The 6,009-nt window shown below is 51.5% G+C and carries 8 protein-coding genes and 1 pseudogene; all 9 read right to left on the bottom strand.

Annotation, left to right across the window (positions count from 1 at the left end):
- Positions 1–371 (bottom strand): annotated as a pseudogene (locus tag C3451_RS21565) (hypothetical protein); the annotation flags it as partial.
- Positions 371–1,051, bottom strand: coding sequence for a DUF2612 domain-containing protein (locus tag C3451_RS21560; RefSeq protein WP_124304407.1), 681 nt, complete (start codon positions 1,049–1,051; stop codon positions 371–373). The gene C3451_RS21560 and the pseudogene C3451_RS21565, both read right to left, overlap by 1 nt.
- On the bottom strand, positions 1,048–2,247 hold the full coding sequence (locus C3451_RS21555) for a baseplate J/gp47 family protein (RefSeq protein WP_100152847.1): 1,200 nt from the start codon (positions 2,245–2,247) through the stop codon (positions 1,048–1,050). Before C3451_RS21555 ends, C3451_RS21560 begins: the two co-directional genes overlap by 4 nt.
- On the bottom strand, positions 2,248–2,601 hold the full coding sequence (locus C3451_RS21550; RefSeq protein WP_023325694.1) for a hypothetical protein: 354 nt from the start codon (positions 2,599–2,601) through the stop codon (positions 2,248–2,250).
- A 2-nt stretch (positions 2,602–2,603) separates the two neighbouring features.
- The gene (locus tag C3451_RS21545; RefSeq protein WP_100152845.1) at positions 2,604–3,257 is read right to left on the bottom strand and encodes a Gp138 family membrane-puncturing spike protein; all 654 of its coding nucleotides are present in this window, start codon (positions 3,255–3,257) and stop codon (positions 2,604–2,606) included.
- 64 nt (positions 3,258–3,321) lie between these two features.
- Positions 3,322–3,717 (bottom strand): hypothetical protein, encoded by a 396-nt coding sequence (locus C3451_RS21540; protein WP_001123212.1) that lies wholly within the window; start codon positions 3,715–3,717, stop codon positions 3,322–3,324.
- The gene (locus C3451_RS21535; protein WP_100148726.1) at positions 3,704–4,474 is read right to left on the bottom strand and encodes a hypothetical protein; all 771 of its coding nucleotides are present in this window, start codon (positions 4,472–4,474) and stop codon (positions 3,704–3,706) included. The genes C3451_RS21540 and C3451_RS21535 overlap by 14 nt, the downstream gene beginning before the upstream one ends.
- Before the next feature lie 119 nt (positions 4,475–4,593).
- Positions 4,594–4,941 carry a hypothetical protein gene (locus C3451_RS21530; protein WP_124304406.1) on the bottom strand — a complete coding sequence of 116 codons (348 nt, stop codon included), beginning with the start codon at positions 4,939–4,941 and terminating at the stop codon, positions 4,594–4,596.
- A 2-nt stretch (positions 4,942–4,943) separates the two neighbouring features.
- Complete coding sequence (locus C3451_RS21525; protein ID WP_100148728.1) at positions 4,944–6,008, bottom strand: hypothetical protein; 1,065 nt, start codon at positions 6,006–6,008, stop codon at positions 4,944–4,946.
- Position 6,009: the final 1 nt, after the last annotated feature.

The following is a 6,009-nucleotide window of genomic DNA, read 5'->3' as shown; positions in this document are numbered from 1 at the left end:
CCTCCCCCACCTACGATGCGGACCCTTATTTTCTTGGTTCCGGTTGTTGGCGTATACGTTCCGCTCGCAGTGAAAGTTCGCACATTTAGCAGGCGCCCGTTTGTATTGGCTTTCAGGGCATTGATAAAATTAGTCAGAAGCACTGACGTGTTTCCGTTATCAAGAACGTCCTGGCCGGTACTGTCTGCGATGAACTGTCCGATAACGCTTGCCATCACTGTTCCCTGACGAAGGGCTTTATTCACCTGCGCACTCGCAGCTTTACCGGACTGAAATCCTGTAAGCAGTGCAGTTAAGGCTTCCCAGTCTGCTTGCGACATGACGTTAGCGCCCGCACCCGTAGCGAAAGGTTTAAAGTTATTTGTAGCCATTAAAGTAATTTCCCCCATGCTCCAACATCGAACCCGCCGATGTATTCGTTTTCCAAATCAAACCCAAAGAATTTTGAGCCCTCGGACGGTGTTTCAATCGAAGGCGTTTCAACATCCCCGGCCCAAACGCCGGCTGCTTTTACTGTCAAATAGCCCTGTTTAATCGCGGCGATCAGCTCGAGGGACACATCAGCAATATCTGTCTCGGGAAATACCCAAACCGAAATCGTCATGTCCTGGTTGTCGACGATCTGCATTTTCAGGCCAGAGTCTGCTGTCGCAGCGTCAAGAATGGGTGGCAGCGAGTCGTTGCGGCCGTCCCAGTTGTTGATAGCGATTTTTGCTTTCAGAATGATGCGGTAGGTGTCATCGCTCAGCGACGTATAGCCTGAATCCGGATCATACGGCCCTTGCCAGACGCCCTGGTCATATCCGAGCCCGTCGGTGTCCCAGCTGAAATAGACACCCGTAATAGGCTGGCTGACTATACGGCTACGTCCGATCCAGAGTCCGAGGGTATCAAGCTGGACGCCTACCGCCGTATCAATGTCAAACGCGCTAACCAGCCCCCGTGTGGCTGATGTGATGTCAATCAGCGGCCGGGTGCTCAGGTCGATGTGATCAAAGTATTTCGGTCTGGTGGCGTGGTAGTTGGTGATTAAGTCTGTGTACTTACTCATGACGTCACCGTTAGAACAATATTTTCCGGTTTACAGGACGCTGATTCGTTGTATGCGATATTGATATTCCCCGCCGCTACCGTTCCGGCAGATTTTCCAATCAGTAGCTCCTGAATGTCGTAATAGCGTGCACTACCACCACTCACCACGCCGAGGTTCGCTGGGGAGTAAATGCGGCTCAGCAGAACAGAATCACCGATCGTCAGCCCGTTGATGTAATCCGCGACGGCCTGCTGAATCTGTACGCCAATTTGCGACGTGTAACCCGTAAAGGCTTTCAGTGTGATATGCCCGTAAATCGGAACATCAGTCGAACGCGAAAAACTGATCACGTGTGGATTGCCGTAGGTGTCGGGTACCGTGACAGAAGTCGTACCGTAAGTTGCCGTTCCCTGCCCTTTATTACCCCGGATAGTCTGGGCAATGTCGGTCACGTCCCCGCCGTCCACGATGGCTGAGATGGAATGAGGCGGCAGCCCGTTACTATCGGTAGCGCCAGTATCATTCTCGTAGAGCTTGTGACGTGTCACGCCAGCAACGTTAGCAATCGCACCGTCAACGCCCTCAAATGGCGTGATAGAGGGTAGCGCGACGCTCTGCCCCTGCCTGATGCGCAGCTCTGCGTCGGTTTCTGCCGGCGCGCCTACGGTGGCCGCCGCCGGGTTGGTTACCGATGTCCAGCCTCGGGTCGGCGAGTTGATGGTAGTAATTGTCCCCGCCAGCGCGGCGACCGCGCCGCTGTTTGAGCAGGTGGCAGTGGCCGTCACCGTACCATCAACGCCAATCACTACTGAGGCAGGAAGACGCCAGATCACGTTATTAGTGTCTTTCACGGTACCGTTCGTGATGGTTGTCCCTGCGGTGCCGGTGAGCAGCAGATCAACGGTGGAGTTCGTCGCACCTTTGCGCGCGATACCGTTAATTTTCACGTTACTGGTCAGCGCTGCGCCGTAACCCGTAGCAGGTGAGAAGCAGTTGTAAACAGTAATGGCCGTGTTATTGGCATCGTGAATAGCCAGCGCCACCAGCGCCACCATCTGGCCGTCTTTGCTGTCCGGCTCCAGATAAGCGTCACTGCCGTAAATCTGCTGGAAATAGCTTGTCAGGGTATCGAGTATCGTCTGGTAATCAGGCGCACTGATCCCCTCAGCGGTTACCGTTGCCGATAAGCCGAGTGTGTCCAAATTGAGGGCCATTTATGCCTCGCTGGTTACTGTCGTTGTTCCGTAGATAGTGTCGATCTCAGCGAAGAACTGGACGCGGCGCGTCGTCGTGTTCACTGTCGTATTGAAAGAGAGAATGGATTTAACACCCCGCGTTTCGAGGATGCGCTTACGGATCGCCAGGTTGTAGGTTTCAGGCTTCTGCTTACCGAGTACGGACTGAATCCACGGTGTCCCCTCTGTGGTGTCGAGAAACCACTGCCCATACCACAATTCGAAGCGCGTTTTCACAGCCTGCGCCACGGCCTCCGGTGAGTTAATCAGCCAGGTATCATCGCCGCTGCCAAAGGTGTAATCACCGTCGGCGTCTTCACGTCTGTATCTCATAATTACCCTCCCAGAGGTTTTGTATTGCTGCCCCCGCTTTCAACGCCGCCATGCGTATGCTTATCAACGATTGATCCATCCACCAGCTGCAGGCGGCCGTCAGGCAGAATTTTCAGGCCGTTGAGGTTGAAACCTCCCGGCGCGGTACCGGCTATCGCCCCACTTGAAGGAATAAGGCTCAGTTTGGTTCCGCCATCGTCGCTACGCAACTCAACCGCGCTGGTGCTGATACCGCTGATTTTCTGCGCCTGCGACTGCGGCCCGACGATACAGAACGCATCCGATAAATCATGCACCCGATCGTCAACAGGCTCCTGCACCCCGCCGTTCTGCCACCAGAAATCTATGCAGCGATCGGCGAAAATCACCAGGCATTCATCACCGGCTTTAACCGGGAACGTCAGCGTGCATCCCCCGCCGCGCGGAAATACCACTGGCACATCCACCAGCAGCGGGTAATTTTTGGTAACGCGGTTGCCGTCGTTATCGGTTTCAACAGAACGGATAGCAGGCTGCACAATCGCCGTAACTGCTTCAGGATCGAATGACTGAACGATGCCAGGCAAAGCGACGCGGATCTGGTTCTTTGTTGTTTCCCGCTCAGATTTGAATGTTTCGGCAAGGTCGCCGCTGCGGGTCTGGTCAGATACTGCCATTTTGTAGACTCCAGAAAGCAAAAAACCCGCCGGATGGCGGGTTTTGTTAATACACTGAATCAGTTTAAACAGCTTCGTCAGTCTTCATTTTTTCCCACTGAGAAAAAATAGTCTTAACCTCTAAGAGAGATTGCTGTGCCATTGCTTTATCTATTGCACAGCTTGTGAGGTCATAATCAGCTTCATTTCGAGCCAATCTCTGTTGCTCAAGTTTGTAAGCCATGGATTTAAGACTTAATGGATCATATGGCTCCAGTTTGTTTTCACTCTTATTTTTAAGATAAGAGATAAGACTGGAATGGTGATCCTTCGTATAAGCAGGAAGGCTAGTCAGATTCTCTTTTATTTCATGATAAAGAGCATAATATGCCCGCGAAATAGTATTACGATAACCAACCTCAGAATCTTCCGCAAAGCAACGCTCCGCAGAAGATAAAAACTCAGAGCTAGTTATAGGCATATTTACACCCTTTCAGGCTATTTCTTTCAACGGAAAAACGTGCAATAAGATTGCAATCATCCAGTAAATCGATTGAACAAATCTCATCTGCAAGACGCATATTCATCGCAACAACCTGTTCAGGGGACGCATTGACTACCTCAACCAGATAAGACCCACCAGATGCACCGTTGATGTCAGCACGATATTCAGTTGGCGGGAATTCAGCCATAACTCTATGAACAGCAAGAGCAACTTGCATGTATTGTTCTGAAGAGCATCCTGACTTTTTGTATGCTTCATCCATATCGTGAATTACCTCCTGCAAGAAGGCTTCTGCGTCATCCCTATGTTCTTCTTGGGATAACATTCTGCAATGACGTCCAAAGTATTCTACGCATTTTGATAACTTCCCTACCAAATATGCAACGCCACCAGCTCTGTAAGTAAACCACTTGGTTGGATACTTATCAGCTAAAGAATAGATATAGTAGTCCGATTTTTCGAGTAAAGAAAAACGCTCAAGCAGTTTACAAAAAATCCGCGCAAAGTTTACGTCAGCATGTGGGAGGATTGTTTCAAGCATTTCAATTCCTACACTCACCTCACCTTTAGCAATGTGAGCCAAAGCTACAAGCGTGTCAGCAGACGGAGTACGCTTAGAGCCATACTCCGAGACCACCTCTCGAAAGGTCCAAATATCAAGAGGTTGATTACTATTGATTATCTTAACCAACTGGTCAAAACGCTCTTCCGCTTTCAGTTTTGGTCTTGCCACAGTACGCTCGCTACTTATCTTTTGGTTGAATTTTATGTTCGCGTATACAGTTTAGTCAATCCAAAGCTCGTGTTGCTGAGCCGTTTCGCACAAAATCATCATGCAAAATCAATAGGACATCACCCAGCGACTTTCTTACACGGGAAAGAACCGATGATTCTCTGCGCATCCATGCTGTTCTGCAGCAGTTGGACATTCAGGAAACGCGTTTCGGTACCAGGGCGATGGATATACTCAAACCCATAGTTGTTGCCATCTTTAGCAGGCATTAGACCCATTTTGATCTGCATGCCTGTACCGTCTTTGCCCAACATTTTAACCTTTTGGGATGTTACGGTTTCGCCATTGATTTTAAACAATGAGTCAGGGATCGCGTCCATACGAAAGTTACCACATTGCATCGTTATAGTGTTTGCACTTGCGCCAACAGACGCTAACGCCAGCAATGAAAAAATCCATCGTTTCATTTCTATAACCCCCTCTGCAATGCAGTGCTCGATGGCATATCCTGCGCGCCACGCGCTTCGCACATCATATCCATATACCACGCCTGGCCCCTTGTGTCGCCAGTGTACATAATCCCGCGCACAATATAAACGCCATCCGTTGCGATGCTGGCAGGCTGCGCCGTGGTACCGCTGAGCGTGATATTGCCGTCTGTATTCTGGTCGGTAATGCGGCCACCAGCCATCGTGATATCGTTGTTCGACAGTGCGGTGCGGAATACCGAAGCCTGACCCAGCTGAATGAGTCCGTTAACCCGGATGTTCGGATTTATCAGCGCGCGTACGTTAACGCCGTTGCCGATGGTCTGTTGCGGCATGCCGATAAGCCCGGTGGCGCTGTTAAGCACAATCGCGTCGTGAACATACTCGTTATTCGCCACCATCTGGCGCTGACCGTCCACGAACTGCCATGTTGCGCCACATTGTCCGGCCACGTTATCCATAAGATGCCGTGTCATGCCGAACAGCACCCGGCCCCGGGGGAAGACGGTAGCAGGCATTTCAGGCGTCAGACCTTCGGTCGCGCCTTTGGCCTCGAAGTCTTTCATCAGCGCGCGGTTCACGTCTGCGACCGTATAACCGGCTGCGAGGGTCTGCGAGGTTATGCTGGTGGCAAAAGCCAGATCCGTATCGGCTGCCTGAATCAGGACGTAGGAATCAATGGGGCTGTCTTTTCCTGTGACCGAGTAGCGAATTTCGCCGCTGAAAATCAGTCCATAGTTGCGGCCATCACTCTGGCCCACGTCCGCCGCGTCGACTTCCCGCACGGTCCCGACATCGCTGGCCGATACCTCCGGCGCGATACCGTCGTAACCGGCAATCAGCCGCACTTTCGAAAACTCCTGCCCGGTGATGCGGTTCACCGTATCCGCCGAGAGGTTGTAGATTTTGAACGTACCCACCCGCGACGCGCTGCTGATGTTGAACCAGTCAATCGTAAAGGTCACTTTAAAATCGCTGAGCTCAATACCCTGCCCGTTCTCGTCCACGAGCTGCAGCTCGAAATGTCTCATCCAGTTCTGTGACATG

The organism is Enterobacter sp. 301B, from assembly GCF_003850715.1.
Taxonomy (GTDB): domain Bacteria; phylum Pseudomonadota; class Gammaproteobacteria; order Enterobacterales; family Enterobacteriaceae; genus Enterobacter; species Enterobacter intestinihominis.
This window is presented reverse-complemented; position numbering and strand designations above follow the sequence as displayed.

Coding starts and splice junctions, on each gene's coding strand:
- C3451_RS21550 (WP_023325694.1), bottom strand. CDS start 2,601: ATGAGATACAGACGTGAAGACGCCGACGGTGATTACACCTTTGGCAGC.
- C3451_RS21555 (WP_100152847.1), bottom strand. CDS start 2,247: ATGGCCCTCAATTTGGACACACTCGGCTTATCGGCAACGGTAACCGCT.
- C3451_RS21545 (WP_100152845.1), bottom strand. CDS start 3,257: ATGGCAGTATCTGACCAGACCCGCAGCGGCGACCTTGCCGAAACATTC.
- C3451_RS21560 (WP_124304407.1), bottom strand. CDS start 1,051: ATGAGTAAGTACACAGACTTAATCACCAACTACCACGCCACCAGACCG.
- C3451_RS21525 (WP_100148728.1), bottom strand. CDS start 6,008: ATGTCACAGAACTGGATGAGACATTTCGAGCTGCAGCTCGTGGACGAG.
- C3451_RS21530 (WP_124304406.1), bottom strand. CDS start 4,941: ATGAAACGATGGATTTTTTCATTGCTGGCGTTAGCGTCTGTTGGCGCA.
- C3451_RS21540 (WP_001123212.1), bottom strand. CDS start 3,717: ATGCCTATAACTAGCTCTGAGTTTTTATCTTCTGCGGAGCGTTGCTTT.